This is a genomic window from Novosphingobium sp. P6W, from assembly GCF_000876675.2.
Classification (GTDB): Bacteria; Pseudomonadota; Alphaproteobacteria; order Sphingomonadales; family Sphingomonadaceae; genus Novosphingobium.
The window spans coordinates 573,179-589,587 of sequence record NZ_CP030354.1 but is presented as its reverse complement, the minus strand read 5'-3'; the positions used below and the strand labels follow the sequence as shown (position 1 = coordinate 589,587).

Genomic DNA, 16,409 nt, shown 5'->3' with positions numbered 1-16,409 from the left:
TATGTGACGCACGTTTGTCTTCCCCCGCTGCCGATATATCGTCGGTTCAGGCGCATTGACGTCTGGTATTTTCTTGCAGGGTAGCGGGTAACAGGGCTGCCGGCACCGACCGCTTGCCTGCCAATCGGATGTCTTTCGCAAGCGTTATTGACATGCCAGCGGTGCCTCGTTTCCATTCGGACGACTGGTCCGATGGAGGAAGCCGATGCGACGCATATTTTATCCGGGCGTTACCGGAATCCTCCTCCTGACGTCATCCATTTCGCCTGCGGGGGATCGCGCATGGGGCGGAACTATGGCGCCGACCTCGCTGCGTTCGTCAGCGGCGGCTTCGAACCAGGCGGACGAAGCGACGGTTATCGCTAGGGGCGTGCGAAGGGCGGTAGTGGTCCTGCCTGCCGCGATGAAGCAGGGCCCGGGCGCGGCTCAGGCCCGGGGAAACATACCAGATCGGGATATGAAGCTTGCGGGTCATCCTGAGCAGGAGGAGATCTCGCAGGATCGCGTGATCAGTCCGAAGATCGGGCCCGGCGGCACTGCGGTGCCTCTGTGGATGCTGCCGGGCGATAGCAGGACGGAGCTACCCGGAAGGTCACCCGCAGACTGCCGCATGGTCACCTACCGGCCGACGGGCTTCCTTCGCGCGGATGCTGAAATCCGGCGCTCGCGCGTCTATCCGTTGATGAGCCGGGTGGCCTGCGAATACGGGGTTCCAGTCGGCTTGTTTGACGCGTTGATTATCCAGGAGAGCCGGTATCGCGCCGAGGCGATCTCGGTTCGCAATGCCTATGGCCTTACGCAACTCATGCCCGGGACGGCCGCGGCGTTCGGTGTGGATCGGTACGATGAAGAGGCAAATCTGCGAGGAGGCGCCCGCTATCTACGATCGCAGGTAGACCGGTTTGGGCGTTATCACCTCGCTTTGGCGGCCTACAATGCCGGCCCCGGCCGCGTTCAGGGCGGCAGGGTCCCGCGCATTGCCGAAACCGAAGCCTACGTCTCTCAGATCCTTCACAACTGGGGCCGGCTTAGCGGTGCTCGAACGAGTCCGGGACATTACGTCACGGATGCAATGATCGAAGTTCCTGCTGCTCCAAGTATTGCTACAGTCGCGGTGTTCGAATGATGGCGGCGGGATTGCTCGTCAGATTTGCGCCAAGGCATCGCGTCGGCCTTGAATACCGAGGATCGTGTCCACCAGCTTTTTGGTAATCGCTTGCGTCAGGGGGCCTGACCAATCTTCGCGGATGATCGACGTATCGATTCCATTGAGTTCGTCGAGCGCGGCGATGACCTGGGGCGGGATCTGCACATACAAACGCGCCAGGAGCTCATACAGTGTCCTGGTGTTTTCATCTGCATGAACGCTGGCCTCGATCTTCACTGAAGCTTGGATCAAGCTGATCCCAAGCGTTTTGAGGATGCGTTGATACTCAGGCAGCGTCACCAGCGAGCGCTTCTCCGGAGTTCCATGAAGGACCGCACCTAATCGAGATTTGTGGATGCCGGACTGGATAGCGAGATCACGGATCGTCAGCTTCTTAGCTCCCATGGCTTCTCGGACGAGTTCAATACTCGCCATCTGTTCGCATTGAAGATGAGCATCGATATGCATCTGCTCGCCACCAGCAATAGTTGGCGAAGCTTCATGAATTTGCGTGAAGTCCCCCATAGAGTGCCCCCTCGGGATATGGAAACTGGTCAAAGATAAATCGAATAAACGTCCGGATGCAAGCCTGGCGTTCAATGTGGCGCCCCGTCTGAGATGACTCCAAGCTTTTGCAGGAGCGATATCGCTTTCTTGGCGGCGATGTATTCGAACATCAGGACGGAAATCGCTTCAGCGTCCGAGACCGGCTTCTCCAGCCTGAGCGACAGCGACCGCTTGGCCTTAGCCAGGCAGCTCGCCGTCTCGCTGGTAAACGCAACCGGCAGCTTCACATCCCCAATGCTCGGGATCGTCGCGAGATGGTCGCGGATCACGGCGACTTGGCTTTGCGATGTGGTTGCCTCGTTCGATGTCAGCAGGTGCTCGACGAGCTCGTCGACAGTCTGCGGACGCAGTACTTCGTTCGACCGTACCCGCAGGCTTTCGGTCGTCAGGCGGAACAGAAACTCCGATACGTTCAGTTCAATTTGCTGGTGATCTACGGCCATGCCTATCGTGCCTCGCATAACGAGCCTGTAACCCATCTTAGATCTCATGAACTGCGAATCGGCAAGTCTGTCCGGACCAAGCGGACACCGAATAGTGACGTCCCGGACAGCGGGACAGCCGTCCGAAACTCGGGGACAGCGCTGTCCCGCCATCCGGGATGCGTGTCCGGCGATGTGGGACGAGGGGGCGCTTAATCGCAGAAGAATGCCGGTGAAAACGGGCGGCAGGCCGGGATTTACATTCCGCGCTTGTCGCGGCGCGGCCGCCAAAGCGACCCTTCTGATGGGCATGCGATTGCGCTGCTCGACCGAACAGGAGGACATCATGCACGTACATGGGTTAAAGGGCGATACGGGCAATCGGATCGCGCTCGCCGCGGCGGTTTGCGCAGCGGGGTTGATCGCGGCGGCCACTCCGGCTTTGGCCGGCACCGACACCACTTTCGATACGGCCCTCACACAGTTTACCGGCTTCCTCGAAGGTTCCGGCGGCAAGATCATCACGGTGCTGTCGCTGGCCGGGGGGATCGTGGGCCTTGCATCCGGTCGCTTCAGCCTCGGCCAGGTCGCCATTCCCGTCGGCGTCGGTGTCGGAGCAGGTACGGGTATCCCCATCGTCACGTCGACCATCTCGGCGACGATCTGAATGTCGCGGAAGCGCTCTGCCTCATGGGGCGGGCGTTTCCCAGACAAGGGGCGGCCTTATGGACCATTACAGTATTCCAAAGCATCTGGACGACCCGGAACTCATCGGGTTCTGGACGCTCGACGAGTTCCTCGTCATGGTCATTCCGTTCACGTGGGGCATCCTGAGCCAGCATATCGTGATCGGACTGATCGCCGCTGTCGCAGCCTGGTTCGGTTATCGCAAACTCCGAGCCGGCCGCTCGATGCATTGGGTGCTGCACTTTGCCTACTGGCATCTGCCAGGCGGCTTCTTCGGCCTCAAGGTCGCCCCGCCTTCGCACTTGCGCGTCCTGGCAGGCTGACATGGATCACGCCTTCGCTTACGAGCAGTCGCAAAACACCCTCAGGCAGCGCAACCTATTGGGCCTGGCATGCCTGGCGCTGTTTGGCACCTGCATCGCGCTCACTGTCGTTGCAACCAATCCGGACCGCGAAGTGATCCTGCAGCCGGTCGTGGCAAAGCAGATGTCGATTTCGTCGGGCGGCGTGTCGCGCGACTATCTGGAGGCTGTAACCCGCGACGCGGCGTTGCTCACCCTCAATCGATCGCCCGAGACCCTTCAGTACTGGATGGATGCAATCCTGGCGATCACGGCCCCCGAGGCGCGGGGCGGTTTGAAAGCCAAGCTGGCGGCCATCGTGGCGGAGCAACAAGGCTCGCAGGTGACGCAGTTCCTTACCATCGATTGGATCCAGGTAGATCCGGGAACCCTGACGAGCGAGATAGGGGGCGTTCTGCATACCGTAGTCGCCTCGCGCGACGTACGCCGCGAGCAACGCACTTTCCGCTTCAAATGGAAATACGAAGGACTGAGTCTGAAGCTGCTTGGCTTCGGCGTCGTCCTAAAGAAGGACGAAGCTCCATGACAGGTCTCCTGCCGAATGTCGTTCCCGCATGCGCAGTGATCTTCGGGACTGCGCTGGCGTCATCGATGAACTGCATGGGCCGCAGGGCGCTGGGCGCCGGCGTTATGGGATGGGGGCTTATATCAGTCACGCCCGCGCTTGCGGATCAGACTGTAGTAGCCATTGACAACGGGGCGGTCGAGTGTGAGGCGTCGAGGCAGGATCTGACGCGCATTTCGCTGCGAAACGATCAATTTGCTGCGGTTTCAAAAGTGAGTGCAGGTAGGGCGAGCGAAGATTTTTCGGTCGTACATGAGCCGACGCGCGGCGATGTCTACATCTCGGTCCCGGAGGGCTACACCCGTTCGACGATCTCCTTTTTCGGCACAACACGAAAAGGCTTCGTGTACAAATTTACATGCAAGGTGGGCGGGAGCGACGCGAAGCAGGTCTTCGTCGCTAATGGGCAGGCCGAGAAGCCTGCTGAACAACCAGCGGCCTACGCTGTCAGCGAACTGCCATTCGACGAACAGGTGCTGGCCCTCGTACGCGCCATGTTCGAACAGAAGCCATTACCTGGGTTCGAGATCCGCGATCGGCCGCGCGCGGCGGTCAACGTAGGCGGACTGAAGGTTCAGTTGGTCAGTGAGTATCGCGGACTTCTGCTGACCGGCCAGGTCCTTCGCGTTCAGAACGCGGGGAAAGAGCCCATGGTTCTGAGCGAGGACATTGTAGCTTCGCGCGGTGCGATCGCTGTCAGCGTTTCCAATTCCTCGCTTGGGCCGGGACAGACGACCGGCGCTTACGTCGTGCTACCGGCAGGAGACCTGTAATGGACTTTCTCAAGCGGACGCCAAAGAACTTGGATAGCCAAGGGTCGAGCGAGCACGAGATTGTCGATCAAAACGGCATGATCGGAGAAAATGCGTCGGCGCAGCGCCGGCAAAAGCTGGCGTTGTTCGGTGGCGTTGCGATCATCGGCCTGGCGGCCATGTACTACGTCCTGGCGGACGGCGAGGTAAGCCACGATCCTGCCGAGGTCCCCACCCAGAAAACTCAGATTTCCACCGATGCGCTCTTGAACCGGCAACAGGCCGAGCGCGACTGGATGACGATGTACGACCACCAACTGCTCACGCAGGGCAATAAATTGAAGGGTATGGATCGCACGGCCTCGCGGATGGACCAGGTCCAGGCTGAACTCGACAGCTTGCGCCAGGAAAACCAGCAGATGAAAGCCGATGCCACGCGCGTGCTTGACGCTTACCAGCGCGAAAACGACCAGCTCAAGCGTGAGATCGATGGCGGGCTGCGGAGTCCGACCGCTCCTGGTCCGATTGCCGCAGCGAGCGCATTGGGAATGCCTGGTCCGATCGGCGGTTCGCACGGCAACGAAGTGAAGTTGGTCTCCTTCGGCGCCGCTCCCGCAGCCGGTGTCCCCGCCGTCGACGGAAACAGGATTGATGCCGGCGGCAAGCAGGCAGCCGCCTATACGGATAGTCCCAATTATCTTCCGCCCAACTCGATCGCACAGGCCAAGGTCGTGGTCGGCGTCGATGCGGCCACCAATGTGCGCAGCCAGAGCGATCCCCTGCCGGTGCTGCTACGCATAACCGGACCTGCGCGTTCCGTATTCGCGGAAGGCAAGCTCCTGCGAACGCAGGTGCAAGGATGTATGGTCAATGGAGCAGCCTATGGCGACCTTTCGTCAGAAAAGGTCTACGTGAAGCTGCAGCGCATGACCTGCCCCCAGGCTGGGGGGCGCTATGCAGTCTCCGAGGTGAAGGGTTTCATCTCGTTCGGCGGGAAGGTCGGCCTTCGCGGCCGCGTGGTCAGCCGCGAAGGCGGGCTTATCGGTCAGGCCTTTCTGGCAGGCATGGCGGGCGGTTTCGGTCGTGGCTTCAGCGCTAACGCCAACTCCATTTTTTCCGGCACCAACCTCAGTGTCGATGGCGAGCGCCAGCAACTGGCTGCTGGCGACATCGTCAAGGGCGGTCTTGGCGAAGGGATCTCAAAGGCCGGCGATACCGTTTCCGATTACCTGATTGAGCGCGCCGAGCAATATCAGCCGGTCATAGAAATGCCGACCGGCGCCGATGTCGAGGTGGTCTTCCTCGATGGAACCTTCATTCGAAATTGAGGTGAGAGATGCTTCGACGAACGATCCTTTTCGCCAGCTGCGCAATCCCTCTTCTCGGCGGTGGGGCCGGCGCGCTCGCCTATGCCGCTGGCGATCACGACGACCTAATCACCAGGGCGCTCGCCGCGCGCCTGCCAAAGACACCTCTGACGGCGATCGACTGCGCCAAGATCGCCGGTCTATGTGAGGTGCAGGCGGGCTCCAACCTGTTCTATACCGACAGGGCAGGGCGCTTCCTAATGATTGGCCGCGTCTACGACATGGAAACGCGGCAGGACCTTACCGCTGCACGGCTGCTCGAAATCAGTCCGGAGACTCTGGTCGGGGGTGCCGCCAAGCCGATGACAGCAGCGCAGGACGACCCCTCGCTTTCGTCTCCCGGACCGCAGAGGCCTGCAGGACCTATCAACAAGGTGTCGCTTGCAAACTTGCCTGCCTCCGGCGCGATCAGTTGGGGGTCGGGTTCCAGAGCCGTCACGGTCTTCAGTGACTTTCGGTGCGGCTATTGCGGTGAGTTGCACAAGGCGCTTGCGGGCATGAGGGTGAAAGTACTCGAGCGGCCGATTTCGCTGCTTGGGACCCGCTCGATCTCCGACGCAGTAATTTGCTCGGACGATCAGGCCGATGCGGCGGCGAGGGCTTACAGGCAGGAGCCGCTTGGCCAGGTGAAGAAGTGCGATACAAGCGGCCTCGATGCCAACGAGGAGTTTGCGAGGCAGCACGGCTTTGGCGGCACACCTGTGATTGTGCGCGACGACGGGGCCGTTGTGCATGGATTCCGGCCACGCGCATTTCTTGAGGCGTGGCTGAGGGAGGCACAATGATGCGGGCGCTCTCTTCGTTCGAACAGGCGCTGCTGCCCCTTGCCGTCTCGTTAGCGCTGTCGGGATGCACGACGTTTGGCACAAACGTAAGCGGATCGTTCCGCTGCGAGGCGCCCGATGGAATATGTGCTCCGTCCACAGTCATCGACGACCGGGCTCTTGTGCAGATCGCCCGCGGCGACCGGGAGGGGTTTGTGTCTCCTACGAGTATGTACAAGGTCGATGATGGGATCGGACCGCAACGGGGGGCGGGGAACGGAGTCCGTGCGTCTGACCCGCTCGCCATCACGAACGAGGGATTTCGGCTCAGCGTCGTGTTCCCTTCCTATACGGACACTTCCGGCATCAAACACGAGCGTTCAGTCGTAAGTGTGAACGCTCAGTTGCCTGGACGCGGCGGCGGCAGCGCCGAACTCGCGAAACGCCCACAAGAACGAGGCGGCGCGGGCGGGATCCTGGCCGCCGCGCAAGCTGCGCCCTTACTGCAGGACGTTGCAACAGCGGCTTCACTGCCATTCGACGAACGCACGAAGTCGGATGTGCAGGACCCTTTAGATCGGATCAAGGCCGACACTGCGTCCATCTCGAGGCGCCGCGCGGTCCGGCAGGCCGATCCATTCAACGCGCAGGAGTGAGTGATCATGTCGATGATGGACGGCCTGCTTGACCTTCTCGTTGGGGATCGCCGCAAGCCCGAAACGGCCCGCCGCCCCGCGGCGGTTCCGATGCTTTGCGATTTCCTGGGCTATCGATCCTTTGACGAACAGCGCAAGATTTTCTACCAGGTCCGCTCCAAGGGCTTCGTTCTGGAGCTGGCGCCCCTGATCGGCGGAGATGATCGGGTGGCCGAGATCATCACCTCCATTTTTTCCGATATTTTGCACCCGGGCAGTGCGTTCAGCATCGTCAATTACGCCAGTCCGCGCATTTCGGAGAAACTCGCCGAATGGGTTTTGCCCCGCATGGAGGCGGGCAGTGTTTTCGCGACGCTCGCAAGGCATCGCGCTGAGAAGTTGCGAGCAGGCGCATGGAACAGCGTGGCGAGCGACGGTCCGTTTCTCCTGCGCAACTTTCGCGTGCTTGTCTCCGTGGCAGTACCTGATGGTTCCGGCCTCAAGGTCGAGGACCTTGTCGCGATGCGCGACGGCCTCATCTCAGCGCTCGATGCCATCAACGTTCCCGTGAGGCAGTTTGAACCGGTGCATCTGATCCGGTTCTTCGACGAGATCCTGTGCGCTTCCACCGGCGCAGGCGACGATGCGCCCGGCTATAACCGCTTCGATCCTATTAACGAACAGTGTGTGCGGCGTGACCTTGTGACCCATGTCGAGAAGGATCGGCTGCTCCTGCATGCTCAGTCTTTGCGGCCGACGGGCAATGTGGTCGACGGTGTTCCGCAGTACGAGGAATATGTCCCGGAGCGTTTCGATGTGCGCACGATGTCGATCCGCAACTTTCCGGATCGCTGGGCGCCGTGGGACACACAGAAGGTCATTGGCGACATCTTCAATCCCAAGCTGTGTTTGCCGTGCCCGACACTTCAGTCGGTTTGTGGCACGATCCCGAATGTTGAGCGCTCGGAGGCGAAAGCCGGCTACAAATTCGCGCGGACCCAGTCGCTTTCCGAAGGGCAGGGCGTCAAGCTGGTACCCAAGCTTCGCGACCAGGCTGCAGAATGGCGCAGCGTGCAGGAGCGGGTCAGGACCGGACAGAAGCTGATACGCTGCTATTATGCCGTGAGCATCATCGCACCGCGCGGCGTCGCAGAGGCGGCGGAAAGATCACTGAAGGCCATCTACAAGGCGGCTGGCTGGGACCTGATCGATGAGACCCATATCCAGTTGCCGGCGTTCATGGCGCATTTCCCACTCATGCTCGCTGATGGGTTGCAATCGGACCTGGAGCGCATGAAGCGCTTCCGCACTTTGCTTTCGTCGAACGTTGCGGCCATCGCGCCTCTTCAGGGTGAGTATGTGGGCGGCGAAATCCCGCACATGCTGTTTATCGGGAGACGCGGGCAGCCGCAGTTCTGGTCGCCGTTCCAGAACCTGGCCGGCAATCACAATGTCGCTATTGCCGGCAAATCCGGTTCGGGCAAATCGGTACTTCTTCAGGATCTTACGGCAAGCCTCGCAGGTGTGCGGTCGAAAGTCATCGTCATCGATGACGGCCGCTCGTTCGAGCACATGGCTAAGGCGCTAGGCGGGACCTTCACGGAGTTCAGGCTTTCCTCCGGCATTTCGATCAACCCATTCCGGATGGTCGATGCTGCGCTGGCAGAGCGTGACGAGGACTACCTCATCGACTGCATGGCGATGTTGAAAGCGATCATCGCGCAGATGGCGAGAAACGAGAACCGGCTCAACGACACGGAACGAGGGCTCATCGACCGCGCTGTCAACACCGTCTGGTCGGCGCAGGGCCGGGACGGCACTGTCGACCATGTAATCGAGGCACTGGGAACGGAGGAACATTTGTTCGCACACGAACTGGCGACCTCGCTCCTGCCGTTCGCACTAAGCGGGACATACGGCCGATTCTTCACGGGCGACAACAATCTCGATCTGAGTGCCGATCTGACGGTGTTCGAGCTGTCCGACCTGGCTGCGCGCGAAGAATTGCGCGGTGTCGTCCTGACTTCCATCATGTTCGTCGCCTCGCAAACGATGCGCCGGATGAGCCGTGCTATCCCCAAAGCCCTTTTGATCGACGAGGCATGGCAGATGCTGAAAGGTGGGGCCATGGCTGACTTCGTGGAGACCTATTCACGTACATGCCGGAAATACGGGGCATCGCTCATCACCGCGACGCAGTCGATCAACGACTACTACAAGTCGGAAGGTTCGCGGGCGGCTCTGGAGAATTCGGACTGGTTTGTCATCCTTCAGCAGAAGGCGGAGACGATTTCCGACTTCCGAAAGTCGGACCGTTTCGAGATGACAGGGTATACCGAAGCGCTGCTCAGATCGCTCAAGCGCAATGGGACAGAGTATTCAGACGTGCTGATCCGAGGTCCGGATACGGAAACTGTCTGCCGCCTGGTGCTCGATCCTTTCTCCGGCGCCCTCTACTCCTCGAGCCCGAAGGTCTTTGCGCAAATCGAAGCGCATTTGCACGCGGGATGCCGGGTCGCCGAGGCGATCGAGCGGGTAGCGTTCCCGGATCGCTTCCCTGGGACAGATAACCTGCATCGGGTCGTCCAATGATCATGTCCTGGTGCCAGACATGAGAGGTCTGACCACGCATCGAAGCTTCGCTGTCGGGCAAGGCGTACTCGCGACGTGCATCCGAATAACCGGGTGGTTTGCCGTGACCGCTCTCGCCTCTCTGGGCATTCCACTGTCCCTGGCGTTCACGATTGGCAGTTTCTCGGTGAACGGCACGATGCATCACCTGCTCAATCTCGCCGGACGCTATGTCGCGGCGGGACCAGAGCGGCAAAGCCAATTCGATGGAATCCTCGTGTGGATCGTTCTGGTTAGCTTCGCAGGCACCGGATTCTTTCGACGCAGATCCCTAAAAAACGTCATCTTACAGGAGGCCGACTGTGATCGAAGAATTCAAAATGGCTGACGGAACTCCGAAAGAACCCCAGCAACGCGGTGACAAGATTCTCAGCAAGCAGTCGCGTTCGCCAGACTTTCGTGAGACGGGTTCTACAGGTTCTATGCCATCCCCCAAGGGGCTCGCTAACCTGCTGGGCGATCTTACCGATGCGCCAAGGTCGCAATCGCTGCGCGCGGGCGGATCACTTAGGCCGCCGAGCAATTTTTGGGGCTTGGCGATAGGCGCAGTGGCGATCGTTGCGATTCTTTGCTGGGCAGCATGGATAACGCGGGCGCTCATCGACCTCGAAAGGAGGGACGGTCGCTTCGTCAAAATGGAGCTTCAAGGGGTTATTACCGAATACCTGCAGGCACAGGCTCGGTCCGGAAACGACGACCACAGCGCGGCCGGGGCGACGACCGCTTTCATGAGCGAGCTTGACAAGTCCATTGCCGCCCTGAGCAAATCTGGAAAGATCGTGCTCGTCAATGAAGCGGTGATCGGCGGCGATATTCCCGACGTGACGGATGCGGTAAAGAAATCTGTCTACGCCCATGTGCCGGTGCCCCAAGTCGCGAGAGCGCCGGTCGAGCAGGGTATGCAGACCTATCTGGCGGCTGGTGCACGAGAAGCCGAAGGAGGAACCGGTGTCACGGCCCCGTGAGCCGGGGCGGGGAGGCCGGCCCACCGGGCTTCCCGGCTGGCTTGGGGCCTTCGGGATGATCCTGTTAGGGGGCCTGGCGCTTCAGAGCCTCTCGCATTGGGGCGATATCCACGCCTTCATGATAAACGAAAGCGACTCTCTGCCGAACTGGGCCTTCCTTGTCGAAAGCGGCCGCTTTCCGAAGCGCGGCGAGTACGTGGTCTTCAAACCCGGCCGAACGCCCCTGGTCGTTAAGTATTTCGGCGACAATCCTCCAGCGTTCGCCAAGATTGCATACGGCGTGCCCGGTGATACGGTAACCCGGGAAGGCGCCGACGTGCTGGTCAATGGTAGCAAGGTCGCCGGCCTGAAGCCCTTCACCCGCAAAGGCGATCCGCTGGTGGCCGGACCGATAGGTACGATCCCCAAGGGCTGCGTCTACGCCGGCAGCCCACACCGGGACGGCTTCGACAGCCGTTACGCCGCGATCGGGTTCGTCTGCGGCCATCGCATCGCCGGGGTGGGGAGGCCGATCCTGTGAGGATCCTGCCGTTCGCGCTCGCCGCTCTCGTCGGCGCCGTTAGCGGCACGGTCCTGCCATGGCAAACACCCGCCCACGCGGTCGACCACGGCCAGGTCGGCGAAGCCTGGCCGGTGGTCGAGTCCGACCTCCTCGATGTGATCCGTGCCAAGCTGGAAAGCGCCAAGGCCAGCGGTAAGCTCGACGAGCTCAACGCGCGATTTGCCCAGAAGGTGAAGGCCCGCGTGATGCGACCGGCGCCGGTTGGCGGCATCAGCGCTGCGATCGAAGACCGCTCCTGGGAGTTTGATCCGACCGTCGTGATCGAAAGCGATATCCGCGATCACAAGGGCAAACTCATCGCGGCCGCCGGCCAGCGGATCAATCCACTCGACAAGATCTCCATGACGCAAAAGCTGCTTTTCATCGACGGCGATGATCCCGCGCAGGTGTCCTGGGCGATGGCGCAGGGCGACGATCTCAGGACCAAGGTCATCATGGTGAAGGGTTCGCCCTTCGACCTCATGAAAGCCAATCAGCGCCGCTTCTACTTCGACCAGGCCGGCTCGCTCACCGCCAAGTTCGGGATCGAGCATACGCCGGCGTCGGTCGAGCAGAAGGGCAGGATCCTCATCGTGACCGAGGACGCGCTCAGGCAAGGGAAAGGCGCATGAACCCCTGGCTCGACAAGCATATGCCCGCGCCCATGGCCGCCCCCGAGACCGCTGAGCTGCGCACCGCGCGCGTCAGGCTGATCGTGGCGCTTGTCGCGCTCGGCGCCATGACGGCGTTCTGGCCCGCGATCGCCGGCCGCGTTGCGCTGGGCGTGGTCGTGGGCCTGGCGGTGTTCATCGCCGTACAGGGCATCTTCTGGATACGCGCCAAGAACCAGGCGGACGATGACTACCTGATGTCGCGGATGACCGAAGACGACGCGGACGACCTGCCATGAACAGATGGCTTCTCCAACTCCTCGTCGGTCTCTTCCTGTTCGTACCCGGTCTCGCACGGGCGCAGGAGCTGCCTGCGGGAAGCTGCTCGGGGTCTTTCGTCAACCCGATCACCGACGTGTGCTGGGGCTGCATGTTCCCGCTCTCGGTTGGCGGTCTCAAGATCTGGCCCTCCTCACGGGCCGACACCAACAACCCGGATTCTCCCATCTGCCTGTGTGGCTCACCCATTCCGCGCATCGGGATCGCGATGGGCTTCTGGGAACCGGCCCGCTTGATCGATGTCACGACCAAGCCGTTCTGCTTCCCCAACCTTGGCGGCATCAAGCTCAACCCGGGCCTGTCGATGGGCGGCGGCTACGCCGCCAACACCGGCTCGAACGGCGGCACCGACACCGCCAAGTACCACGTCCACTACTACGTCTACCCGCTGCTCTACTGGATGGAGATCCTCACCGATTTCCTGTGCTTCGAGCAGGCGAGCTTCGACGTCGCCTACATGACTGAGATCGACCCGCTGTGGCAGGACGATGCGCTCACCACGCTCATCAATCCCGAGGCGCTGATCTTCGCGAACCCTCTGGCGCAGGCCGCCTGTGCGGCGGACTGTGTCGCGGCGACGGCCGCGCTGCCGCTAAACGAGCTGTTTTGGTGCTCGGGCTGCCAGGGCTCGATGTATCCCTTGAACGGCAACATCGGCGCCAGCACCGGCATGACGCAGTCGGGTCGGCTTGCGGCCGAGCGGATGGTCTACAAGATGCACCGGCAGGCGCTGGGATGGGGCACGATGGGCTCCAAGGCGCTGTGCGGCAAGTACGTCATGCCGATCCTCAAGAAGAGCCAGTACCGCCTGCAGCAGGTCAATCCGACGCCGATGGTGTCGGGGCGGGAGTCCTGCTCGCCGATCGGCGGCTCGGTCCTGCTTCCACGCGCTGCGCGCACGTACCCGGTGAAGGGCGAGGACATGGGCTTCCTCCTTTGGAGGAAACGAAATTGCTGCGTCCTGTGATGGCAAAGGAAGAGGCCTTCATGACTTGTTCTGAGTGCGGCCGAAGCACCGCCAGTACATCCGCTTATCGGCGTTTTGTATCGGACCTTCTTTTTACATTCGGATGGATAGCCGCGACAGTCCTCTTTGGGGTTATGGCGGCGAGTGTACACGATGATTTCGTCGAGGATTTCGAGGACAGGATCAAACATCCTGACGAATACCGCATGCGGCTAGAGCGCGATCGCGAATGGATGGAAATGTATGAGGCTGCGCAGCCATGAGCACGCGCAAGACCCTAGCTGTTTGGGTTCTCATCCTCGTCCTCACCACCGCTTCCTATGTGCTCTTTGCTGCAGCTGAAGCCCGGCGAGGCACTGTTGAAGGCGCAGCAAAATACGCTGCCTGGCAGACGATGAAGAAAGCCGGGATGCAGAAGGTGCACCCATGACGATCCGATCTTCAGTACTGGCCGGTGTGTGTGTCATTTCGGTTGGGCTCGTCAGCGCTGCACTGGCGCAAACGATAGAGGGCCTTGACCTGCAGGGCATCGAGAAACGCGGCGAGGCCGCGCAAGCGGACGCGCAGGCGCTGCTCGATTTCGTCAAAGGGCAGGGTGAGCGCCAGGCCAAGGCGGCACAAGCTGTCATCGACGATGCCTACGACCGCATCGCTGACCTCAACGTTTCTGGCATCGCCGGCGGCAGCAAGGATGGCCCGATCGATTTTGACGCCATGGTCGCCGGCGCCAAAGGCAATCTTGCCGGTCCCAGGTCGACCCCGCTGTTGATCGCCTTTGTCAGCCTGTCGATGCCCGAGGAATCGCTACGCCGCACGATCCTCGACACCACCCGGGCCGGCGGCGTCATCGTGTTTCGTGGCTTCTCTCAGGGCGGTGCCAAGCCGTTCGTGCAGCTGCTCGCCAAGGCGGTCGATCAGAAGGACGCACCCAACATCACGATCGATCCGCGCCTGTTTCGCGCGTTCAAGATCGACCGGGTGCCCACGATCGTGGCCGCATCGGGCAGCTTCGAGCCGTGCGACCAACTCGACTGCGTCACGCCGCCGCCGCCGCACGACCGGATCACCGGCCATGTGACGCTCAGCTACGCGCTTCAGACTTTCGCGGAAGGTGAGGGGCCTGGTGCGCCTGCCTCTCGCGTCGCGCTGGCTAACTTGGCGAAGCGTCCGTGAAGTTGTGGTTGTCCTTCTTGATGGTGGCGACCGTGTTCTCGTCTTCTGCGCTGGCGCAGTCCGAGGCGGCGAAGCAGGGCGAGGACCTCGCCAAATCCGTGCGCGAGGGCTCCGCCACCACCATCCTGCAGAGCGGCGCGGAAAATAGCGTCCCGGGCTATGGCGGTACCGACATGGACGCCTCCAAGTACCTCGACGATGACGAGGCGCTGACTGATGCCGGCGTGAACGCGCGCTACAGCGACCCAAACTACAGCGTGGTGATTGATCCGAACCGGCCCGAGTTCGATCCCTCCACCATCGATCTCTCGGCCGCCAAGACGATCGAGGACACGCCGGAGAGCTTCCTTGGCGCCGCCGTGGGCGTTGGCGGCTCAACCGCGAGCTGCGAGCCGCTCCCGAATGGCGGTGCCAGCGGATCGACCTATTACGAAACCTGCAATGAGGGTGATCAGGTTATCACAGCGCCGCAAAGCTGCACTTCAACGCTAGTGGTCGGTGTCGAACAGCGCACCAGCTACCACTATTATGCCTCAACAACAGGCCCATTCGTCGCAAGGGAAAGTCTTAACGATGAATTTGCGTCCGGGATCTGCAAAGTCACGGGACGGGTCCGGTATTGCCCGTCATCGCCAATCTATGGATTGGTTCCGAGAGGCGATTGCGAAACGAATGGTCTGGGGGATGCCGTTGTCGAGGACGTGCAGTGCAGCGCGGAAGCTTCGATTTATGGGAACCGAATCCTTAATCTGCCTACGTTTCCTCAGTACACCGTTAATGTGCCGGCCACCGGCAAGCCATGGTACAAGACGGCCAACCTCACGCCGATCGTCACCACGTCGCGCAGTGATGGATGCTCGAACCTCGCAAATAACAATCAGTGCATGGAGCAGGGTGCGGAGGTTTGCACGGACAGCGATCCTGTCACCCGCCTCATCAACGGCGTGCCTGTCACGCAACCATGCTGGGCTTGGTCACGCACATTCCAGTGCACCGAGCGCCGCCCGGCCAACGATTGCAGCGAACTGGACCAGAAGCCAGAGTGTCACTTCGACCATAACGAGTGCCTGAGCGAGAACGAGGGCGGCTCGTGCAACGTCTTCGACAAGGTCTATGCCTGCAAGACGCCCGATACCGGAACCGGCGAACCCGGCGGCTCGATCTGTGGCGGCGATCTCTACTGCATCAACGGGGAGTGCACCCAGGTCGAGCGCGAAGCCTCGACCGAGTTCAAGGATGCAATGGTCGCGGTCCAGGCCATGGGCAATGTCCGCGATCACTTCGATCCTGAGACCATGACGCTGTTCAATGGCGAGGAGGCCGGCTGCCACAAGCCGGTGTTCGGCCTGGTCAACTGCTGCGCGGGCAAGACGACGGGTCTTATCACGACGGCGGCCGGCGCAGCCGCGATCGCGAGCGGCCCGGCTGCGATCGCCGCTCTGGCGACACCGTTCCTGACCACGTTCCTGTGCGATCCCGAGGAGAAGATGCTCGACGTCAAGGATCGTATGGGCCTGTGCCACTACGTCGGCACCTACTGCTCGGACAAGGTGCTGGGCGTCTGCACCTCCAAGCGCAAGAACTACTGCTGCTTCGAGAGCAAGCTCAGCCGCATCCTGCAGGAGCAGGGCCGTGCCCAGATCGGCAAGACCTGGGGCAAGGCCAAGGAGCCGGACTGCAAGGGCTTCATGATCGAGGAATTCCAACGACTTGACCTGTCGAAGATGGATTTCACCGAGGTCTACAGCGAGTTCATCGATGCGGCGAAGGTGCCCGATGAGGTTCAGACCTCGATCGAGATCCAGGAGAAGATCGAGCAATATTACGAGCTTCACCAAGGAGCATGAGCGCCATGACAAACTCTCGCGCACATCGAAGCCAAGGCGTCCGCCCGCCGCTCAAACTTTCAGGTAG

General features: G+C 61.2%; 21 protein-coding genes. 19 read left to right on the top strand and 2 right to left on the bottom strand.

What is annotated here, in order from left to right:
- Positions 1–457: 457 nt before the first annotated feature.
- Complete coding sequence (locus TQ38_RS31590; protein WP_370059844.1) at positions 458–1,126, top strand: lytic transglycosylase domain-containing protein; 669 nt, start codon at positions 458–460, stop codon at positions 1,124–1,126.
- Positions 1,127–1,144: 18 nt separating this feature from the next.
- Here the strand turns inward: TQ38_RS31590 and TQ38_RS28305 are convergent, their stop codons facing one another.
- Both TQ38_RS28305 and TQ38_RS28300 read right to left on the bottom strand, forming a co-directional pair.
- Positions 1,145–1,672 carry a hypothetical protein gene (locus TQ38_RS28305; protein WP_052505797.1) on the bottom strand — a complete coding sequence of 176 codons (528 nt, stop codon included), beginning with the start codon at positions 1,670–1,672 and terminating at the stop codon, positions 1,145–1,147.
- A gap of 71 nt (positions 1,673–1,743) precedes the next feature.
- On the bottom strand, positions 1,744–2,157 hold the full coding sequence (locus tag TQ38_RS28300; protein ID WP_043976502.1) for a hypothetical protein: 414 nt from the start codon (positions 2,155–2,157) through the stop codon (positions 1,744–1,746).
- Positions 2,158–2,482: 325 nt separating this feature from the next.
- Here TQ38_RS28300 and TQ38_RS28295 point away from each other — a divergent pair, with 325 nt between their 5' ends.
- The 18 genes from TQ38_RS28295 (at position 2,483) to TQ38_RS28215 (ending at position 16,342) form a co-directional block, all read left to right on the top strand.
- A complete protein-coding gene (locus TQ38_RS28295) occupies positions 2,483–2,803 on the top strand; it encodes a hypothetical protein (RefSeq protein ID WP_043976660.1) in 321 nt (106 codons plus the stop codon).
- Between the two features lie 58 nt (positions 2,804–2,861).
- Entirely contained in the window at positions 2,862–3,146 is a 285-nt protein-coding gene (gene traL / locus TQ38_RS28290; RefSeq protein ID WP_043976504.1) for a type IV conjugative transfer system protein TraL, read from the top strand.
- 1 nt (position 3,147) lies between these two features.
- Positions 3,148–3,711 (top strand): type IV conjugative transfer system protein TraE, encoded by a 564-nt coding sequence (locus TQ38_RS28285; RefSeq protein ID WP_043976505.1) that lies wholly within the window; start codon positions 3,148–3,150, stop codon positions 3,709–3,711.
- Positions 3,708–4,523 carry a type-F conjugative transfer system secretin TraK gene (locus tag TQ38_RS28280; protein WP_043976507.1) on the top strand — a complete coding sequence of 272 codons (816 nt, stop codon included), beginning with the start codon at positions 3,708–3,710 and terminating at the stop codon, positions 4,521–4,523. The genes TQ38_RS28285 and TQ38_RS28280 overlap by 4 nt, the downstream gene beginning before the upstream one ends.
- The gene (locus tag TQ38_RS28275) at positions 4,523–5,830 is read left to right on the top strand and encodes a TraB/VirB10 family protein (RefSeq protein WP_052505798.1); all 1,308 of its coding nucleotides are present in this window, start codon (positions 4,523–4,525) and stop codon (positions 5,828–5,830) included. Before TQ38_RS28280 ends, TQ38_RS28275 begins: the two co-directional genes overlap by 1 nt.
- A gap of 8 nt (positions 5,831–5,838) precedes the next feature.
- Positions 5,839–6,654, top strand: a complete 816-nt coding sequence (locus tag TQ38_RS28270) for a DsbC family protein (RefSeq protein ID WP_043976508.1) — start codon at positions 5,839–5,841, stop codon at positions 6,652–6,654.
- Positions 6,651–7,289, top strand: coding sequence for a hypothetical protein (locus tag TQ38_RS30740; RefSeq protein ID WP_205316203.1), 639 nt, complete (start codon positions 6,651–6,653; stop codon positions 7,287–7,289). The genes TQ38_RS28270 and TQ38_RS30740 overlap by 4 nt, the downstream gene beginning before the upstream one ends.
- A gap of 12 nt (positions 7,290–7,301) precedes the next feature.
- Positions 7,302–9,860, top strand: coding sequence for a type IV secretion system protein TraC (gene traC, locus TQ38_RS28260; protein WP_082057772.1), 2,559 nt, complete (start codon positions 7,302–7,304; stop codon positions 9,858–9,860).
- Between the two features lie 103 nt (positions 9,861–9,963).
- A complete protein-coding gene (locus tag TQ38_RS28255) occupies positions 9,964–10,227 on the top strand; it encodes a hypothetical protein (RefSeq protein ID WP_162792459.1) in 264 nt (87 codons plus the stop codon).
- Positions 10,202–10,864: a TrbI F-type domain-containing protein gene (locus TQ38_RS28250; RefSeq protein WP_240198207.1), complete on the top strand. Its 663-nt coding sequence runs from the start codon at positions 10,202–10,204 to the stop codon at positions 10,862–10,864. Before TQ38_RS28255 ends, TQ38_RS28250 begins: the two co-directional genes overlap by 26 nt.
- Positions 10,848–11,384 carry a S26 family signal peptidase gene (locus TQ38_RS28245; protein ID WP_043976512.1) on the top strand — a complete coding sequence of 179 codons (537 nt, stop codon included), beginning with the start codon at positions 10,848–10,850 and terminating at the stop codon, positions 11,382–11,384. The genes TQ38_RS28250 and TQ38_RS28245 overlap by 17 nt, the downstream gene beginning before the upstream one ends.
- Entirely contained in the window at positions 11,381–12,037 is a 657-nt protein-coding gene (gene traW / locus TQ38_RS28240) for a type-F conjugative transfer system protein TraW (protein ID WP_052505801.1), read from the top strand. The genes TQ38_RS28245 and traW overlap by 4 nt, the downstream gene beginning before the upstream one ends.
- Positions 12,034–12,315 carry a hypothetical protein gene (locus TQ38_RS28235; protein WP_043976514.1) on the top strand — a complete coding sequence of 94 codons (282 nt, stop codon included), beginning with the start codon at positions 12,034–12,036 and terminating at the stop codon, positions 12,313–12,315. The genes traW and TQ38_RS28235 overlap by 4 nt, the downstream gene beginning before the upstream one ends.
- Positions 12,312–13,322, top strand: coding sequence for a conjugal transfer pilus assembly protein TraU (gene traU / locus TQ38_RS28230; RefSeq protein WP_043976516.1), 1,011 nt, complete (start codon positions 12,312–12,314; stop codon positions 13,320–13,322). Before TQ38_RS28235 ends, traU begins: the two co-directional genes overlap by 4 nt.
- On the top strand, positions 13,307–13,585 hold the full coding sequence (locus TQ38_RS28225) for a hypothetical protein (RefSeq protein WP_162792458.1): 279 nt from the start codon (positions 13,307–13,309) through the stop codon (positions 13,583–13,585). The genes traU and TQ38_RS28225 overlap by 16 nt, the downstream gene beginning before the upstream one ends.
- The gene (locus tag TQ38_RS30340; RefSeq protein WP_162792457.1) at positions 13,582–13,752 is read left to right on the top strand and encodes a hypothetical protein; all 171 of its coding nucleotides are present in this window, start codon (positions 13,582–13,584) and stop codon (positions 13,750–13,752) included. Before TQ38_RS28225 ends, TQ38_RS30340 begins: the two co-directional genes overlap by 4 nt.
- Positions 13,749–14,495 carry a type-F conjugative transfer system pilin assembly protein TrbC gene (gene trbC / locus TQ38_RS28220; RefSeq protein ID WP_052505802.1) on the top strand — a complete coding sequence of 249 codons (747 nt, stop codon included), beginning with the start codon at positions 13,749–13,751 and terminating at the stop codon, positions 14,493–14,495. Before TQ38_RS30340 ends, trbC begins: the two co-directional genes overlap by 4 nt.
- A 32-nt stretch (positions 14,496–14,527) precedes the next feature.
- A complete protein-coding gene (locus TQ38_RS28215; RefSeq protein ID WP_240198206.1) occupies positions 14,528–16,342 on the top strand; it encodes a conjugal transfer protein TraN in 1,815 nt (604 codons plus the stop codon).
- The last annotated feature ends 67 nt before the right edge of the window (positions 16,343–16,409 follow it).